General features: G+C 46.6%; 17 protein-coding genes. All 17 read right to left on the bottom strand.

Features of this window, described 5'->3' with window-relative positions:
- Positions 1 to 97: 97 nt before the first annotated feature.
- Positions 98 to 703: a Maf family protein gene (locus L5M28_RS04970; protein WP_263202655.1), complete on the bottom strand. Its 606-nt coding sequence runs from the start codon at positions 701 to 703 to the stop codon at positions 98 to 100.
- 2 nt (positions 704 to 705) lie between these two features.
- Entirely contained in the window at positions 706 to 1,194 is a 489-nt protein-coding gene (gene mreD / locus L5M28_RS04965; RefSeq protein WP_105251286.1) for a rod shape-determining protein MreD, read from the bottom strand.
- Positions 1,194 to 2,198 carry a rod shape-determining protein MreC gene (gene mreC, locus L5M28_RS04960; RefSeq protein ID WP_263202654.1) on the bottom strand — a complete coding sequence of 335 codons (1,005 nt, stop codon included), beginning with the start codon at positions 2,196 to 2,198 and terminating at the stop codon, positions 1,194 to 1,196. Before mreC ends, mreD begins: the two co-directional genes overlap by 1 nt.
- A 44-nt stretch (positions 2,199 to 2,242) precedes the next feature.
- Positions 2,243 to 3,292: a rod shape-determining protein gene (locus L5M28_RS04955; protein WP_105251284.1), complete on the bottom strand. Its 1,050-nt coding sequence runs from the start codon at positions 3,290 to 3,292 to the stop codon at positions 2,243 to 2,245.
- A gap of 340 nt (positions 3,293 to 3,632) precedes the next feature.
- Positions 3,633 to 7,367, bottom strand: coding sequence for a DUF6701 domain-containing protein (locus L5M28_RS04950; protein ID WP_263148056.1), 3,735 nt, complete (start codon positions 7,365 to 7,367; stop codon positions 3,633 to 3,635).
- Complete coding sequence (locus tag L5M28_RS04945; protein ID WP_263148054.1) at positions 7,357 to 7,836, bottom strand: MSHA biogenesis protein MshP; 480 nt, start codon at positions 7,834 to 7,836, stop codon at positions 7,357 to 7,359. Before L5M28_RS04945 ends, L5M28_RS04950 begins: the two co-directional genes overlap by 11 nt.
- Complete coding sequence (locus tag L5M28_RS04940; protein ID WP_263148052.1) at positions 7,826 to 8,677, bottom strand: PilW family protein; 852 nt, start codon at positions 8,675 to 8,677, stop codon at positions 7,826 to 7,828. The genes L5M28_RS04945 and L5M28_RS04940 overlap by 11 nt, the downstream gene beginning before the upstream one ends.
- Entirely contained in the window at positions 8,677 to 9,207 is a 531-nt protein-coding gene (locus tag L5M28_RS04935; protein WP_263148050.1) for a type II secretion system protein, read from the bottom strand. Before L5M28_RS04935 ends, L5M28_RS04940 begins: the two co-directional genes overlap by 1 nt.
- Positions 9,197 to 9,685, bottom strand: coding sequence for a type II secretion system protein (locus L5M28_RS04930; protein ID WP_263148081.1), 489 nt, complete (start codon positions 9,683 to 9,685; stop codon positions 9,197 to 9,199). The genes L5M28_RS04935 and L5M28_RS04930 overlap by 11 nt, the downstream gene beginning before the upstream one ends.
- A 171-nt stretch (positions 9,686 to 9,856) precedes the next feature.
- Entirely contained in the window at positions 9,857 to 10,375 is a 519-nt protein-coding gene (locus L5M28_RS04925; RefSeq protein ID WP_263148049.1) for a type II secretion system protein, read from the bottom strand.
- Between the two features lie 127 nt (positions 10,376 to 10,502).
- Positions 10,503 to 11,120, bottom strand: a complete 618-nt coding sequence (locus L5M28_RS04920; protein WP_105251278.1) for a prepilin-type N-terminal cleavage/methylation domain-containing protein — start codon at positions 11,118 to 11,120, stop codon at positions 10,503 to 10,505.
- Between the two features lie 76 nt (positions 11,121 to 11,196).
- Positions 11,197 to 11,691, bottom strand: a complete 495-nt coding sequence (locus L5M28_RS04915) for an MSHA biogenesis protein MshF (protein WP_263148047.1) — start codon at positions 11,689 to 11,691, stop codon at positions 11,197 to 11,199.
- A 50-nt stretch (positions 11,692 to 11,741) separates the two neighbouring features.
- Positions 11,742 to 12,962, bottom strand: coding sequence for a type II secretion system F family protein (locus tag L5M28_RS04910; RefSeq protein WP_011847942.1), 1,221 nt, complete (start codon positions 12,960 to 12,962; stop codon positions 11,742 to 11,744).
- 2 nt (positions 12,963 to 12,964) lie between these two features.
- Positions 12,965 to 14,725 (bottom strand): GspE/PulE family protein, encoded by a 1,761-nt coding sequence (locus L5M28_RS04905; protein ID WP_263148044.1) that lies wholly within the window; start codon positions 14,723 to 14,725, stop codon positions 12,965 to 12,967.
- Positions 14,722 to 16,074, bottom strand: a complete 1,353-nt coding sequence (locus L5M28_RS04900) for a tetratricopeptide repeat protein (RefSeq protein WP_263148042.1) — start codon at positions 16,072 to 16,074, stop codon at positions 14,722 to 14,724. The genes L5M28_RS04905 and L5M28_RS04900 overlap by 4 nt, the downstream gene beginning before the upstream one ends.
- The gene (locus L5M28_RS04895; protein WP_263148039.1) at positions 16,071 to 16,979 is read right to left on the bottom strand and encodes an ExeA family protein; all 909 of its coding nucleotides are present in this window, start codon (positions 16,977 to 16,979) and stop codon (positions 16,071 to 16,073) included. Before L5M28_RS04895 ends, L5M28_RS04900 begins: the two co-directional genes overlap by 4 nt.
- A 6-nt stretch (positions 16,980 to 16,985) precedes the next feature.
- On the bottom strand, positions 16,986 to 18,668 hold the full coding sequence (gene mshL, locus L5M28_RS04890) for a pilus (MSHA type) biogenesis protein MshL (RefSeq protein ID WP_198573054.1): 1,683 nt from the start codon (positions 18,666 to 18,668) through the stop codon (positions 16,986 to 16,988).
- Positions 18,669 to 18,680 lie beyond the last annotated feature (12 nt).

Here is an 18,680-nt window from a genome sequence, read left to right as displayed (position 1 = left end):
GGTCAACGTCATTGGAGTACTCGATTCAGAGCCCTAAACGCCAATAAGGTTCATTCTAACCTCAAGCCAAAATCGCAATATAAGCAACCAGCAGCAGTTAAATAAAACCAATTTCGGCTAACAACTCACGCGTTTCAACCAGAGGTAAACCTACAACGCCAGAATAACTGCCTTCAATTGCAGCCACAAAGCAACCGCCAAGTCCTTGAATGCCATAACTGCCCGCCTTATCCATGGGCTCTTTTGAAGCCACATAAGCCTCAATGTCAGCTGTCGATAAAGCGCAAAAACGCACTTGTGTTTCAACTAAGCGCACTGAGGTTTTTAAGATTGAGTCAGACTCGCCTGCTTTGTAGGTCAGTGCTACAGCCGTCATCACAGTATGCGTTCGGCCAGACAGTTCACTGAGCGTTTGCTTAGCATCGGCCACATCCAGCGGTTTACCTAATATTTGATTTTCAAGCACCACGATAGTATCAGAACCTAATACAGCAGGCTGTGACATATCTGCGCATAATGCCAGTCCAGCTTGGGCTTTTTCAGCAGCTAAACGTCGAACATAATCCCTTGGCTCTTCGCCCTGTTGCACAGTTTCATCAATATCCGGTGCCACTTGCGTGAAACTAAACTCAGGACGACCGAATCCAATCTGTGCCAATAATTCTTTGCGACGTGGCGAAGTTGAAGCTAAAACTAAATCCACAGTTAACGAACCTTATAATGACGTCGAACCCGACGTAAAATCCAAAATATCCAAGGCCAGATCACTAATCCTGAAATCGCAGGTAAAAATAGATCCGTTTTGAAAACAGCCTCTTGCATCACAAATTCCACCCAATAAATCACTAAGTGATAAATACAAATCAGTAGCATGATCACTAACGACTGCTGCCATTGAGGGAAGTTTCGCAAACGCTGGCAATGCAAGATAGCAATATAAATAACCAAAGACATGGCTAAAGAGCGCACACCTAAGGTGGCTCCCAATAAAATATCTAATACTAGGCCTAAAACCCATGCGGTTAAGATGTTGTATCTGTGGGGTAATGCGATAGACCAATAGAGAACAATCATTAATAGCCAGTCTGGACGCCAAGCATCAACAGCACTTGGTAAAGGCATGATCTGGCTGATCACGCCGATAAATAATGTCACCCAAACAATAAAGCGCCCATTGGCGGCCTGAAAACTCATTAATGCACCTCAGCCACAGGAGGAGTGGTTTCCGTTGACGGTTTGGTCGCAGGCGCGGTCACAGGTTTAGAAGCCTCTGCTGGCGTGACACTTCCGCCAGCAGGAACAGCGCTATCTGCTTTTGATACATTATCGCTCGATGAATGATCCGCAGCAGGCACGGTAGGCTGACTCGGTAAGGTCACACCAGAATCGGGGGATGGCCAAATCAACAATAAATAACGAATACGATCTAACGCCGCTAAAGGCTGGGCGGTGACTCGAGCGTAACTTTGGCCATCTTCAGTCAACACTTCCATTACCCGCGCAACCGGATAACCTTCCGGGAAACGATTCCCTAAACCTGATGTGACCAGCAAATCGCCGACACGAATGTCAGTACTCTTGGCCACATGGCGCAGTTCTATTTCATCTAGCTCACCCGTACCATTGGCAACAAGGCGCACATCATTACGGGTGATACGCACAGGTAATCCGTGTGATACATCGGAGAGCAATAACACCCTACTGGTTATTTCACTGACTTGTACCACTTGGCCAACAACCCCTTGAGCATCGACCACAGGCTGCCCAACAAATACACCACTGCGTGAACCATGGTTTAACACCGCATAGTGATGGAAAGGATCGCTAGCAACCTCCAATACTTCAGCCACCATTTTGCGCGAATCAAGGTAGGCTGGTGAGCCCAACAGTGCGCGTAAACGTTCATTTTCTTGGCGTAAGTGTTCGAAACGCTGTAAGCGTTCACTCATCAGCAGTTGCTGCCTGAGCAGCTCTTTATTCTGCAACGCTAACATATTGCGGGTGGCAAAACTTTCAGACGACCAGTCAAGCGCAACACCGGGCACGCTCGCTAAATACTGCAATGGACTAAAAAAAGAGGATAACGATTGCCGTACAGGATCGAGGCGATGATTAGCCACGAGCAAAGCCACCGACAAAATAATTGCCAGTGTCAGACGGAATTGGTTTGAAATACCACGAACAAAAATTGGCTTCATAGGAAAGCTAAGGCGGTGATTAACCGCCCCATACCGAAGTTAAATTAGGTTTCTTCGGAGAACAGATCGCCGCCGTGCATATCAATCATTTCGAGGGCTTTACCACCGCCACGTGCTACGCAGGTCAATGGATCGTCCGCCACCATTACAGGAATTCCGGTTTCTTGCATTAATAAACGGTCTAAATCACGCAATAAAGCGCCGCCGCCAGTTAACACCATACCGCGCTCAGAAATATCTGAAGCTAATTCTGGTGGAGATTGTTCTAACGCCACCATCACAGCACTTACGATGCCAGATAATGGCTCTTGTAAGGCTTCTAAAATTTCATTGCTGTTCAGTGTAAAGCTACGAGGTACACCTTCTGCCAAATTACGGCCGCGGACTTCGATCTCGAGCACTTCGTCGCCAGGATAAGCAGTGCCGATAGTGTGCTTGATACGCTCAGCCGTGGCTTCACCAATCAAGCTCCCGTAATTACGGCGGACATAGTTGATGATCGCATCATCAAACTTATCACCGCCGATACGTACCGAAGACGAATACACTACACCATTAAGTGAAATAATCGCGACTTCAGTGGTACCACCACCGATATCCACCACCATAGAGCCGGTCGCTTCAGATACGGGTAAACCCGCACCAATCGCAGCTGCCATTGGTTCTTCAATTAAATACACTTCGCGAGCACCAGCGCCCATGGCTGATTCACGAATAGCACGGCGTTCTACTTGAGTAGCACCAACGGGCACACACACAAGCACGCGTGGACTTGGACGAAAAAAGCTATTGTTGTGCACTTGTTTAATAAAGTGCTGCAACATTTTCTCCGTCACATAAAAATCTGCAATAACACCGTCCTTCATTGGGCGGATAGCTTGGATATTGCCAGGCGTTCTGCCTAGCATTTGTTTAGCTTCTGTGCCGACCGCGGCAACAGATTTCTGACCGGAGCCACTACGCTCACCACGTATAGCAACAACAGAAGGCTCATTGAGGACTATGCCTTCGCCACGAACATAAATTAATGTGTTAGCTGTACCCAAATCGATCGATAGATCATTAGAAAAAATGCCGCGTAGCTTCTTAAACATGTAACTAGCCTGTATTCTGTGGAGTCAGAAGAAAAGAAAAATCAGCTAACTTTATCAATGCCACCCTGATTCCACAAGACCGATGAGGTTAACAATCGCTAATGAAGTGATTTTTTTTCAAATCGCCACGTAAAAAACAGTATTTAAGCGGAAAATACTGTTTATTGACGAAAATATCAGCAACAAAAAACGAGTAAACACACAATTCAGCAACAAATATCAAACTAAGGCATTGCATTTAGAATCTGTTACAAGCGTTTTCGTCGACTTCTAATAAGTAAAATGACAGCCCATTTCAAGGGAAAGCCTGAGTTCAATTTAATGAGAGAAATAACTCAGATTAGTTTACCTCACGCCAATAGATTATTTTGTCATGCCCTCGATAACGACCAAAATACGCACTTGCCCGCGGTTCAGTGACCCCTGTTGGCGATACGCCATTCCAATTCCAGTACCATTCTAGCCATGTCGGCACATCCAAGGGCGCCGTCACTTGGCCGCGGTATGGCAACCCACTTGTTGTAACGGCTTGCCAAAGCAACTCAAATTGGCCAGCTTGGAATGTTGCAGTCCCGCCAGAACGCACAACACTTTGTCCCGCCACTAAGTCGGGATCAAAATTGTAACCCAGAGCGGAACGATCAACCTGCGAACCCAAAGCATACACTGCCGTTGTGCAGTTATCGGCAGTATTTAAGGCCCAGCTGCTGCCATTCCAATATTCGGCTCGAGTCGGCATACGCAGTATTTCTGTCTCAGGACCATAGGTGTTATCCATCACCACACGGCCATGACGAAGGGTTTGAGTGCTGATTTTCTTAGCATTACAGTTAGTGCAAGTGCCTGTAGATGCCGCATCCATGTCTGGTGAGGCCACATAGCTGTAAAGCCCATTCGGCCGAGGATCGTTATCCATCAATTGCACGCCAATATCGAGCAGCTCGAAGGGGCCATCCTGATACAGATTCGTCGCCACATTTGGGGTCACCCGACTAAAGTTAGCTTGGTAAGAAGCATCGACCGTCGCCACACCTTGATTCCAACTATCAGCCTTTATACGTAAGTCACTTAAGCGACTCTGTAAATCGACACCATTATTGTTGTTTTCTCCCACCAGTTTTGCCGTGGCGAGGGAAAATGGCGGGAAATAGTTTTTCGTTATATCCCCCGCGATATTTAAAGCACTGAGCTCCATCGACATAGGGAACAACTGATCCATATAGCTAAAGCCGCCGCAGGCGGGTATGACCGATACGTTACTGACTAAAAATCTATCGGGCACAAAACGGCCAATATTGACAGAATTTGCGGTAGGGATATTTAAACTACTCGCAGAACCAAGGTAATTAGCCTTGGCCGTAGCTGAAATCTGGAATACTCCAACCTCGCTAATCGTTTGATTATTGATGGTATTCAGATTATTAATTTGCGCGCTATGGCTGTAAGAAGTTACACCTAACACACCATTGTTCGCGCCACTGGCTAGAGTTGGAGCGATCACTTTACTGGCTAGTGTCATAGCAGTATCAATAAAATTGGGCGTTGGCAGATTACCACTACAAAAATCGCTATCATTATCTACCTGCCAAGCCATAGCTTGCACCGTCATGCCAAAGGTTTGACCCGCTTTACGATAGACATTACACGTCATATTCGCGCTTGAGCAGCTAGCATTGGCATCTACAGGCTTAACACACAATCCCGCTGGTACGCTGACAAATTGGTCTGAACCTGCCATGACTAAGCCCTGTTCATCACCAGTACCTGTATATTTTGCATCTAATTGTAATTTACCTGCATCAGGGTAATTGACTGAAATGCTTGCTTGTCCGTTGGTATCAAACAGCAGGTTCACCGCCGTAGGCAAGGTACTCGAGGTGCCAATTGCCGTATTGTTGATGGTGACGGCTTTAGGCGAGATAGGCGCGCTTGGCGTTTGGTAACTGCTCCAGAAATTCAGCGTTTTGGTCTGGCTTTGGAAGCTTGGGACACACTGCTTCGTCACATCGGATTTCTTCACCGCTTTGACTAACACTTGCTCGGGGCGATTCGCACGCTTATCGGGTACATCGAATACAAAACCACTGTCGGCAAAGGTGAGTGAACAATTGTTCTCACTCAAGCCACCATTACCAATACGGCAAAGGGTTTTGCTTAAGGGTTTGGTGGTGGGATTAGAGCCCTTCACCCCTAAAGTCACTACACCGGGAGTATTTCGCCTCAGTTGCAGTTGCGCCGTGCCACCGCTAAAGCTCACTTGATTACCGCCAACCCATACGCCATCTGCCGCAGAATCAGGTAATAAGGTTGCGCTAATAGGTGCAGTAAAGAGTTGACTACAATTGGCATTGGCACAGGCTCTAATCGTTACCGTCTCAGCATTACAGGTCAGACCTTGACCCGTATGATCAAACTCAAAATGATCGATCTGAGCACCAATAGGATTCGATTTTAACGCACAAATTTGCACGTTATCGATTTCGTGGTTGTTATTTGAGCCCCCCGTTGAGCCCGTTAAAGACAATAAAAAATCACTTGGAATGGCCGCCTGACCATTTTGTGCTGCGGCGTTAAATGCGGGAACTAAAGTCACAAAACCCGAACCTGTATTACGCTCAATTTTCACAATAGATTGATTCGCGGCTTGCGAATCAATTGTGATTTTATACCTGTGCGCAGGCGATACATTATTGCCGTCTACCGCAGGCGATAAGCAACTACCGTTCGTATTAGTAGTGCCATTACTACAAGCGCCGCGTAAATAATTATACCCTGACGTGCCGACACCCGAACCGCGAACCGCAACGGACTGGCGTCGCTGGCCGACATTAGAACTACCGCCTTCACCAGAGAAGTTACCGAACTCATCAATACCAAACCCAAGCCAACCACCCGCGAACCCATTAATACCAGGTTTATAACCGTAACCCAATGGACCGCCAAAGGCACCAGGCTGCGGCGTTATAGAAGCATCCGATAACACTACCGCAATGCCGTCGGCACCATTGCCACCATAGGCATAGTGATCAAACTGGATCTCCACTAAGTTAGCTTTTCCAGGAAAGAGTCTTTGATAGGTAGATGCCGTAGATTGGTCAGATTTAGCTTCGGTTAAGCGTAATCGACCACTTCGAATAGATGGAGTAAAAGTGCCACTGCTACGGGAAACGACCCAATCACTGCTTAATGCACTTTGGGAGAAAGTGTCATTAAAACACTGTAATACCGGTACATAATCATTAATACGACCACTACTCATAACCAAATAACGGCTGGTGACTCGGCCATTGATAATCGAGTTATTATTTAGACTTAATGTTGCATCGCTATAAACTCGCCCATTGAGTACAGCATCACTATTTAGCTGAATATTGCTATAACCGATAATAAGAGCAGAAGCAGCATTATTTTCATTGAATTTACTGCCATTTAATTCAAACTGTTGCTTTATAAAAATGCGGACATTGCCTTGCAAAATCACCTTAGCATCTTGATTCAAAGTAAAACTATCTACCCAATAGTCCCCTTCAGGTAAAACGAGTGTCGCGCCACCCCCAATAGCGATAGCGTTAAATCGATACTCATTTTGAGTTGCCGATAGAGTCAGAGTACAAGCAGAATAAAGCGAAACATTGCTAAACTGACTTTGCCCATTACCACCAAGCGTTAATTGCTCGCCAGTATTACAAGAACCATAACCGCCACCAGCGCCGCTACTCGATAAAAAAGCGTTGTTCCCAGTTAAATTTAACCCTCGAATATCACTGCCATCAATAGTACATTTTCGCACTCCACCAGACCCGTTATCACAACTGTTATCAGCAAGCCCGCTGCCATCGTTACTCGAACAATAATCTAATCTAGCACCACCAGTACCATTAATGATGCCATTACCGTTTATCATCAGCTGTGCCGATGATATTTGATGGCATACATTAGAATTATCACCATGGTGTCCTTGAGCAACCTTGGCAAAAATAACAGTCTGGTCAATAGGGTCGAATGCCATCACTGACGAGGGAAAACTCAAGATAAGTGCTGCCAATATGGCACGATAAAAAAGATTAATTCCCACGAGCTTCTACCTCAACTTGTCGGCTAACACGGGTCTCGCCGCTTTCACATACTGCTTTACTGTTGATTCGATATTGGGTGGTTGTACCTACCGCATAGGCTTTGCACGTCAAGGTCACAGTGCAGGCATGGAAACCAGTTACATTAGGTGGATTCCAAGTGCTCGTTGCAGGGCAAATGCCAACTAAACCATTTAATGGGAACAATGTTGCCAATGCGGCATCGGCGCCACTGTTCGCGGCAGCAAAGGCACGAGTCCCCCACACCTCTTGGGTTAATCCAGTATCCCCATCCTGCACAATATTGATCAGGGCTGACGCCAGTAGAAACATCACAGTGATCACAAATACGCCAATAATCAATGCACTGCCGTGTTGACGCGCAGGCAGAGCGTGAGAGGACGATCTTGATAGTGATGATCTGGATGCTGAGTTACGCCCTACCGAGCGACAATGTGAATTAAGGGACATTGATCACCTGCACTTGATGTCGATATTGGAACGTCTCACCATTTACATTAAACCGCGGTTGTAAATGCACCATGGCATTATTCACTAGGCTAGATGGCGTTAAAATCAGCGGTAAATCAGCACCATTATTTAAAACATTTGCCACACTTTGCGCCATTAGCACGCCCGTGCCCATAGTGGCTGGATTTGGTTGAACGGTATTAAAGTTATAACCAGCATAACGCACTATTTGCAAATCATTACCGCTTGCCCCCTTTTCAAAGCAATAGCTCACAGGACTCGAACCAAAATAGATCCTTTGTCGTGGTGATGCTTCGGCAAAACGTGTTGGCGCAGTAAAAGTCAGTGTCACTTGATTAGCCAAGGTCAGAGGAGGTGTTTTAATCTGTGCTCGTTTTTGTCTCGCGCTGCTATACACATCGGCGTCAACCAAGGGATAGATCCAAGCGAATTGATTCACGCGAATCGCACTCGCGGTATTATCTAGAATAACTATGCCAGTACTCGCGGCCGCAGCGGGGATAATTGGCATAGCAAGATAAGTCGTGCTGGCCTCGATCGGTACAAATTCAACACATTGATAGGTCAGCGAATCGCTATTAAGACGCACACTGTTGGGCAAAGCACTACGTAGCTCACGGGTCATTCGCTCAACGGCAAAACGGCTCTGACTGAGTACCTGATCGACTGAACTCGACTCCACAAAAATCCGCGTACCAAAAATAATAAAGCTACTCACCCCGACCACAAGAATCCCCAGAATCAAGATAACGGTGACCATCTCGACCAAGGTAAAACCTAGTGTGGATTTTTTATTAACCGTAGATAAAGGTGAGGCCATCAGTAATTACTCCTCACCATATTGTAAGTAATCACTTCGTTGTCGGGCGTAGTCACATTAATCGTCACTAGCTTAGTATTGGACACTGCGCCATAGGCAACTGTGACGCTTAAGTGATAGTTAGGATAAGCATTTGCATAGGTTTGGGTCGAATTGAGCATAGTCGCGGTTTCATTTAAGCCTTTGTAATCATCCACATCGTTAAAGTTGTTACGACTCTCACCGAACTCAGGGCCTAATGACGTTGGACAATTACTACCGAGCGGACTACCACAGGCTGGTGTGCCACCATTGGCATTAGTGTTTTGATCGTAACGTTTACCCCAGATTTCATTCATCACCGAATGTGCAAGCTCAGCACTGCGTACTCTATGTAAGGTACTGGCCGCACGATCAGCTTGGGGGAATAACATGCTGGTTAGCATCACTATTGCAATGCCAATCACTAACATACCAATGACTAATTCGATAAGGGTAAAACCCAACAGGCGGGCTTGAATATGGCCTTTAGAGAGAGCATTACTTCGCATAAATATAGCCCTCGGAGGATATATTAATCATCACAGTGTCATTTGCGGTCACGCGAATACAATCACCATTACAGCTTGGAAAAAGTCGGCCATTGATATCGAAATCAAGGGTAAAGTTGCTGCTGTTAGTGCTCACTAGCACTAATTGAGCACCACCTTGAAAAGCTTGGGTATAAAGCGGGTTTGGCGATAATGCAGTACCAGAACAAACCGCCCCATTTCGGGCAGAGAATTGACTCACTTGATAGCCAGTGCCAGAAACAGTTACACGAAAACATCTGTCGGTATTATTGAGCGCTTTTTGCTGTACTTGACGCAGCTCGCTAATGAACTCGTTACGTAAACTATAGGCACTGTAGGAAGACTGAGTAAACAGGCGTGGCAGTACAACCACAGCAAGAATTGAAATCAAGATGATGGTCGTTACTAATTCTACTAAGGTAAATCCAGCTTGTTTTGACATAGAGAATTTAAGCATCACTCGCGTTAATTGCTGATTTCATGTACTAGGTTCAGTTTCTGCCAACGATATGATTAACGCAAATAAATGTCGGAAAACTCTTGGCGGACTCATTTATTTAAAATCATGTAAGAACCGCATTTTATCTAAAAAAAAGGCCTGCTAGGCAGGCCTTTTCATAAATGCATATTAACAATCAGAAGCATCAGGAATTGCAGAGAAAACAGGAGCAACTGTCGCACTTTCTGCTTGTTTATAAGTAAAACGACATTCTGCTGGAGCACCTTTTTGCCACATGGTCACAATACCCTGACCTTCAAATATAATCCAATCTGCACCGGTGTCAGTAGCAACTGTTGGATCTGTAGCACTGGTTCCTTCATCAAAGCTCACTTCTATAGCATTCTCCAACTCAATTTCTGTTGCTTGAAGATAGCCAAATTGCGTAACTGCGTTAGTACCTGTGCCAATATCAACAGAAGGAGGAGGAGTTGCTGTTGCTGCTTTTTTCTCTTCTCCAGCCAAGGCCGCTTTAGAATAAACCAAGCTATTTGCACCTTGGATTGAGGCTTTTAGGCCATTCAAAGCAGAAACACGCGCATCACCTTGCAGGTTAATAAACTTAGGTGCCGCTGTGACAGCAAGAATACCTAAGATAATGATCACTACGACTAATTCAATTAAGGTAAAACCTTGTTGTCTTTTCATATAAAACTACCTTTCTTTCTAAGTGAGTACTCGTGTGAGTACTAATTAAGTTAAGTCACTTTTAGACTCTATTACTTTTAAACTAAGCTACTTAAAACATGAACAAAATAAAACTATTAATTACGGCCTATGGTACAAATGGTGTTTGAGTGAAACTTAATACTCTGCCTGTGCCTGGGTTATACACTATTCCCTTAGCACCTACCGTTGTTAAATCAGGGGCAGGAGTGGGTACACCATTCGTTTGATTTAGCACCAGTGAAGCCACTTGGTGATAAACACATAAATCTAAACCTGCGACGACTGCGCCAGTAATTGAGTTAGCACTGCCGCCTGCGGCGTTAATAACACGAGCGGTATAACGTTGATTACGTGCATCTTGGTTAAATAATACGTTACGTGGAGCACTCTGCAACACAGTGTTAAACACTTCTTGGCAACTGGCATTTGTCATAGCTGTCGCACTGGTTACTGAAGTTCCCGTTGGATAGCCAAAACGTGTATCGACATTTACCGTGTTACCGTCGAGGATAACGCTGCTATTTTGACGCCCATCAACTTCCCACTGAGAACGCACAAAGCTCACTGCAGTCGATAAACCACCCGCAACACCGTCAACACTGGCATCTTCAGCATCATCGGTGACATTTAAGAATCGTGGGATCGCAGTTGCGGCGAGTAAACCCAAAATCACAATCACAATCACAAGTTCGATTAATGAGAACCCTGTTTGCTTAGTTTTCATATATATGTCCCCAGACCTCAGAAATTTTATTCTAACAGTTAAATCAATTTTAAAAAGCCATTGAGTTAACAATATTTTACGGAGCAGTCAAAAAAATGACCCTGCCAGAGTTCAGTTGATAGCCTAAACTATCGCCATTTTTAGACCGATAGTGGCAGCTATTATCCTTAGCCAAATAATCCGCCTCTAGACCTAAATTATCAGTTTCAGCGCCCATTAACTGTTGCCACAAATCTTGGCAACCTTGATCATTTAAGTGCTTAGGTTGTGGCCATCCTAAATCATTGATATCGACAACACTCGACTCAGTTTCTGGGGAGGGATTATCAAATACCTCCCAGTTCAACTGCAATTGCGCCGGCTTGCCCAAAGACAACCACTGGGAACGCACCATCACCAGCACATTTAAAAAACGGGCGTGTTCCACTTCCAATCCACGAGCCGCTATTTGCGGTAGCGTAAAAAAGTACTTAGCTCCGATCACCGCCATGATAACCAACACAATTCCAATGGCGATCATGCGTCCATAGATACGTAATAGATCGCTTTCAGCCTTTTGCTGAGTCTGCATTTAACCTCAGTCCCACGTATAAGATAGGAAATAAATATTATCCATATCGCTTACTTACCGCCTTTGACCACATTGAGCATATCCCACATTGGCAGGTATATCCCCAAGGCCAACACTAAGACAATCACGGCCACAAAACCGATCAAAATTGGCTCCAATTTCGCGGTGAGGTTCTTTAAATCATAGTCTACTTCGCCCTCATAGAAATCTGCCGCATCATTGAGTAATTGATCGATTTGCCCCGTTTCTTCACCCACAGCCACCATTTGCAGCACTAGTGGCGTAAATAACTTGCTCTGATTCGATACCCTCAGCATAGAGTCGCCAGACTCTATGCCACGGCGCATACCGACTATCTTGTCGTGCATGTAGGCATTATCTACCGCGTCGGCCACTAAACTTAAGGCCTGCGTCATCGGCACGCCCGCACTGAGCATCATAGAGAAACTGCGACAATAACGGGCTAACGTCGAACGCTCAATAATCGACCCTACGGCGGGAATGTGTAACTTCCACTTATCCCACTGCTTCTCACCTTTTTCCGTATGGTGCCAGTAACGAATGCCAATAATAGTGCCAATCAGCGCCACCAACATCAGCGCCCAATAATTCACGAATAGATTTGATGTGCCAATCAACACTTTTGTCGCCCACGGCAAGTCGGCGCCAAAGCGAGAAAACATCTCGGCAAACTTAGGGATCACCATGATATTGAGGATCACCATAGCGAGCGCAATCGCAATCAATACAAACATGGGATAACGCATGGCCGATTTAATTCGTCGCCGCGTCTCTTGCTCACGCTCGATATAACCTGAAAGTTGAATGAAGGCATCTTCTAACTTACCCGTGTTCTCCCCCACGTGCACCATAGAAACAAACAAAGAATCAAACACATCGGGATGTTGATTCATGGATGATGACAAGGGTCTCCCTGCGGTGAGCTGCTCAGAAATATCATTAAGCGCATCTTTCATTCGCTGGGAATGCGCCGTTTCAGATAAGCCTGCAATCGCCCGCAAAATAGGAATACCAGAACGGGTCAAGGAGTACATTTGTCGGGTAAAAATCTGTAATTCTTCTAACGCGACTTTCCCACCAAATAACTTAGTCAGTGAGAACGACTTAACTACTTTGGCGACTTTGACTTCAAGGGGGATAATGCCGCGCGCCAATAGCATGTCAGCAGCGGCACTTTCCGACGCGGCATCCAATTGTCCCGTAACGGATTGACCTTGACCACTGCGTCCACGGTATTGATAAATTGGCATAATTACGCCTCAACGCCTTGTTGGCTGATAATATCCTTCGACAAAGGTATCTGAGATTCACTCACGTCTTCCACCAACTTAGCGACCTCTTCAATCGTCGTCATGCCTTCGCTCAGATATTGCAAAGCTGACTCAGCGAGTGGGGTGAAGTTAGGGCTCTGCAACGCGGCACTGGCAAAATCCTGCGGATTACCAGTACGCATAGCATCGATCATCTTTTCATCTAGCTCGAGGATTTCAAAAATACCGATCCGCCCGCGATAACCACTGCCATTACAACTCTGGCAACCCGTGCCAATCCTAAAATTCGCATGGGTAAAATCTTTGCGGCTCACACTACTCAGCCAGGCTTTTTCCTGCGGTGTCGGTTGATACTCTACCCCACAGTTATGGCAGACACGGCGCACTAAACGCTGGGCAATAATCACCCTTAAGGCACTAGCAACTAAATAACTCGCAGCGCCCATATCGAGTAAACGCAGCGCACTGGTGACCGCATCGTTGGTATGCAAGGTCGATAGCACAAAGTGACCCGTTAATGCGCCCCTAAGACCAATCTCCACGGTTTCTTGGTCACGCATTTCCCCCACCATGATGATATCGGGGTCTTGACGTAAGGTAGTGCGTAATACATTTGAAAAGTTTAAGCCAATCTTATGGTTAACTTGTACTTGGTTGATCCGCGGCAATTGATATTCGACCGGATCTTCGACAGTGATGATCTTACGGTCGGCGGTATTAAGCTCGCTCAAAATACCGTACAAGGTGGTCGTTTTGCCGCTACCCGTTGGACCTGTGACCAGTAGCATGCCGTGGGGACGTTTGATCTGTTTACGAATACGCGCCAAAATAGCAGGCGGCATACCGGTTTCGTTTAAGGTCAATAAACCCGCCGATTGATCGAGCAAACGCATCACCACAGATTCGCCGTGGTAAATCGGCATAGTCGACATACGCACATCGATATGATGACCTTTGATTTCCATATGGAAACGACCATCCTGCGGCAAACGTTTTTCGGAAATATCGAGACCCGCCATCAACTTAAGTCGCAATACTAAAGCGGCAGCAATATTAACTTCATTCAGAATCGTTTCATGTAGCTGACCATCGATACGCTGGCGAATACGTAAGGCTTTATCACCGGGTTCGATATGAATATCCGAGGCGCGCATTTGCACCGCATCCTCAAAAATCGACTGCAGCAACTTAACCACTGTGGTTTCATTGTCACTATCGCCCGACGTGAGGCTGGCTAAATCGAACATCTCGTCGGCAGCGTATTCTTCTTCGAGTTTACCGGCAATCTGAGCAATTTGGTCTGTACGGCGATATAAGTTATCAAACGCTTGTAGCAGTTGCTGCTCGGGCGCTACAGCTAACTTCAAACGCTTAGGTGCGATAAGCATTTCGAGGTGATCGAGCGCCTGCAAATCGGCTGGATCACTCATAGCTACCAGTACGCTATCGCCCCTGTCTTCAACCGCTAAAGCGCGGAAACGTCGGGCTTGCACCTCAGGAATCAGATGCACGACTTCCGCTGGAATTGGCATTTTACTGATATCGAGCAAAGGCACATTCAATTGTTGCGACAAGAACTGCAGCAACTGATGCTCTGTAATCGATTGCAGATCAATGAGGGTACGACCCAGTTTTTTGCCCGTATTACGCTGCTCGCCTAACGCCTGTTGCAACTGCGCTTCGGTAATAATGGCTTCTTGAACTAACAGATCGCCCAAACGCATTTTTAATCTGGGTTTCATTGGCTATCTCCTAGCTGAGTCAAACGTTGTTCGATAAAGGCACTCGCCTGCGCCGATAAGCCTCTGTGGCCTAATGCAGTCCGATAGGCTTGGCGTGCTTGGGTAAATTGCTGCTGCGAATCAAGCGCATAAGCTAGTCCCATCCACCATTTAGCCTGTTGGGGTTCTTGTTGTAATAACTGCCTGTAGGCTTGTTCCGAAACGGAAAACTGCCCTAGCTTTTGTGCCAAATCCGATTGTGCCATCCACTTTTGTCTCGCCAGCGGATGCGTATCAGGTATGTTAGCTAACGTCACTAATGCGAGATCAGCCTGACCAGCGGCTTGCTGAACCCGAGCGAGCAATAAGGCAAAGTCTAATTGCTGCGGGAATAACAGCATACCTTGCTGCAACACTTCGCTGGCTTTGGCTAATTGACCTTGACCATAATGCAGCGCAGCCAATTGCTTGCGCGCTTCGTGCATACTGGGATCAAAGCCTAATGTTTGCTCATAATAACTAATAGCATCTTTGAGCTTGCCATCCCTTTCGGCCTCGCTCGCTAACGTAAACCGCTTCTTTGCCAGCTGCTTTGGCGTTAACTTCACCTCAGTAATCGCCATTTGCCCTTGTTCTTTGGGCGCGAGTTGATGAGTCCCCGTATCCGCTTTAAATTCTTGTACGTTAAGCCCATTACTCGCGTGACCTTCATTATCGGCGGCCACACTGGCCCGCTCCGACATCATTAACGCAGAGGGCGCAGCTACAGTGACCTCGGCGCTACGCACACTCGACGTCGCACGATTTGGCTGCGAGTGGCTTGGCTCGCTTACCGTATCGACCTTGTCATCTGCGAGTGCAAGGCTCACGTCTGCTTGTGGTTTTTGTCGCGGTTGCGAGTGTGGCTGAGCTTGTCGCTCTGATTCAGCCTCTTTTGCGGTTCCCAATTCTGGTGCCTGACTCGATGCCACTTCGGTGGCACTTGGTTCAACCTCTTCACTATTCGCTGTCATCGCTGCCGCAATCTTCTGTGTCGTCGCAAGCTTCAAGGGTTCAGCAGCGGCATCGACGTTAGGTGAAGATTCGTTTGAGACAAGACTCTCCATCCGTACAGGCTCAGTTTGAGCAGTTAATATATGTTGTTCCTGCGCTTGAGATGAAGCTGTCGCTTCCGCAGGCTTTGCCATGAAAAATTGCCAGCCATAAACCGTGCCGCCACCGAATAGCAGTGACACACCACAGAACAGCAGCCAGTGAGATGATGAACGCCTGCGAGCTAAATATTGCACCTGCGGTTGAGTGACGTTACTAAGTTCGTGCCCCTGCTGACGTTTGTCGAGATCCTGCAACATCTTGTTGATCACGCTCATACAACACTCCTCAAAACGTGTTGTAATCCCAAACCGAACACCACAGTTATCAGAGTGAAAAAAGGCAGCCATTTCCACGACAATAATCGGCGCACGCTCGCATCTTCAGTGTCTTGAATCGCCGCTTTAACGTGGGAGGTTTGCACACGCGTAGCACCCTCGCCGAAACTCAGTAACAAGGCTTTGTGGGCAAGAATATTGATCAATCTGGGGATCCCTCGGGACGCATAGGCAATCTGACGTGTTTCCCGTGATGTAAAGAGTGGTTCGCCCGCACGCCCTGCTATGGCTAATCTGTGACGAATATAAGCATCGGTTTCATCCCATGTCAGTGGGCGAAGGTTATAGCTAAAAGTAATACGTTGTCTTAATTGCCTGAATTCTTGGCGTTTAAGTCTTTCATCAAGTTCGGGTTGCCCAAATAACACCACCTGCAATAATTTGCGCGTCTCGGTTTCCAGATTAGTGAATAACCGCAGCGCCTCAAGACTGTCGTCCGGCAATGCCTGCGCTTCATCGAGTACCAATACGATGGCGTGCCCGTGGGCGCTCAAGGCTAAAAGCTGCTGTTGAATAAGTCCAGTGAGTTGCTGCTGGTCGATATTGCTGGTGTATTTAAGGCCCAGCTCACTCGCTACCGCCCAACGTAATTCAGTAGGAGTGAGATAAGGATTAGGCAAATATGCGCAATGAAACTGACTCGGCAATTCGTTGATAAGCTTGCGGCAAATCAACGTTTTACCAGTCCCCACCTCCCCTGTCACCTTGATAAAGCCTTCGCCCGTTTGCAGCGCGGTTTGCAACACTTGCAAGGCTTCCACATGTGGCGACAGGCCGAAAAAAAATCCGGTATTGGGTGTCAGTGAAAATGGAGGTTGGCTTAGGCCAAAATGCTTCTGATACATAGAAGCTTACTTTGTCTCCGGATACCAACGATCTAATAAGGTCTTAGAACGTTGTAGCTCAGTTTTCCAGGTATCAACGCCAACTACCGTAGGTTTTAACAGAATAATAAGCTCGGTTTTCTTCTTCTGCTTACTACGGTTTTTAAACAATTCACCGAGGAAAGGAATATCACCCAACAAAGGCACTTGCGATACCACTTCAATGTTTTCACTCTTCATCAAGCCACCGATGATGACTACGTCACCGGAGGCGGCGCGGATGACAGTATCAGACTCACGAATTTCACTCTGCGCTAAAGGTAGCTCCAACGAAGCGTCACTCACTTTGATGTCTTTAGTCTGCTCTTTCACATCGATAACGGATGGATGCACGTGCAATAACACATTGCCGTCACTATCAATTTGCGGCGTAACGTCTAAGGCAATGCCCGAGAAAAACGGCGTGAGCTCGACTTGTGGAGTGGTCACAGGCGTTGTGCCCGCTACTGTGGTCGATGAAACATCAGTGACAAAGTACTCATCAGTACCGACTTTGATCACCGCTTTTTGGTTATTCGATGCAGTCACCCTTGGGCTAGACAATACATCCACATCACCTTGGGTATCTAATAGGTTGATCATGGTCGTAAAGTCAGAACCTTTAATACTCAGCGAGGTCACACCACCAATCGCCGAGGTGATTTTATCGTTTAAACCAGGGCCCGCTGATGTTCCAAAATTCACATTCGTATTGCCAACATGTCCCAGCACATTATCCCATTGGATACCTTGCTGATAACCATCGGATAAGGTGACTTCGAGGATCTTCGCTTCTAAAATCACTTGGCGCTGCAAATGACTTTCTGCGGAATTTAAGAAAGTACGCACTTGGCGTAATTCACTAGGAAAAGCACGAATGGTCACTAAACCCGCCTGCGGCGTAACAACAACCTGACGACCGCCACCTGTTTCGCCGATTATCGAGGATAATGTCTCTTTCAAGTCCCCCCAAAAATCTGTCTTAGTACGCGAACGGATAAAAGTACCGTTGCTACTATCGCTACCGCCATTACTGCTCGAGTTATTGCCATTACTGCTGTTCGAATTATTGTTATTATTCGAGCCGCTATTGTTTGAATTGTTATTGTTCGAATTACTATTGGAATTATTGCTATCCGAAATCCGTCCTGAACTCACTGACGTCACAGATAAGCCATCGCGTTCCATATAGAGATAGTTCAGCGGAAACGTCTCGGTACGCATCCCAGCAGGAAACACTCTTAGGATGCGCCCTTCGCGACTCACTTCGTAGCCGTAGATATCTTCAACCACTTGAATTGCTTCAGTTAACGTCACACCTTTAAGGGATAATGAGATCGTACCTTGCACGTCAGGATGTACGGCGACACTCAGTGGTGTACCTTGGACTAAGCTTGGAAAAAATACTTTAGCATCAACATCGTGGGCTGATACATCGAAACGACGCTCAGTTTCCAATGTGGGGGTCAAACCTGATAGCAATGCGCCTGAATTCAATTCCCGCTGAACCGCGTCCGGCATAGTCGCAGGCGGTGGCGTCGTTGATGCCGTTGCCGTCGCCATTGAGGCCGCTAATTCCGCCTTACTCGCCTCCGGCTGTGGCCTATTTGTGGTCTGACACGCCACAAGGCAAAGTGAGAGCAGAGGTGTAAAGTATTTAATCGCTTTCATCTGAGGTGTATT

It is taken from the genome of Shewanella sp. SW32, assembly GCF_025653365.1.
Classification (GTDB): domain Bacteria; phylum Pseudomonadota; class Gammaproteobacteria; order Enterobacterales; family Shewanellaceae; genus Shewanella; species Shewanella oncorhynchi.
Note: the sequence above shows the minus strand (reverse complement) of the source record. Positions and strands in the feature narration are given on the sequence as shown.